Genomic DNA, 263 nt, shown 5'->3' on the forward strand with positions numbered 1-263 from the left:
GTACGCCTCGACGCCCGGCTGCAGCACGCTGATCGTTCCTTGCGGGCCGAACGCGGCCGATTGATACGGCGCGCTCAGCACGAAACCCCACGTGCGCTGCAGTTGCTCGACTTCGCGCCGATAGCCGAACTTGCGCTGCGTGTCGAACGCGTGCTCGCTTTCGTCGGCATCGAGACTGTGCTCGAACATCTGCACCGATTCGTCGTTCAGGCCGATCCGCTTCGCCGCATAGCCGGCATCCGCATAGTTCATCGCGTTGCCGG

At 64.3% G+C, this 263-nt stretch carries 1 pseudogene; it reads right to left on the bottom strand.

Annotation, left to right across the window (positions count from 1 at the left end):
• Positions 1-263 (bottom strand): annotated as a pseudogene (locus SB751_RS31715) (bacteriophage N4 adsorption protein A); the annotation flags it as partial.

It is taken from the genome of Cupriavidus sp. SIMBA_020 (genome assembly GCF_046535395.1).
GTDB lineage: Bacteria > Pseudomonadota > Gammaproteobacteria > Burkholderiales > Burkholderiaceae > Cupriavidus > Cupriavidus campinensis.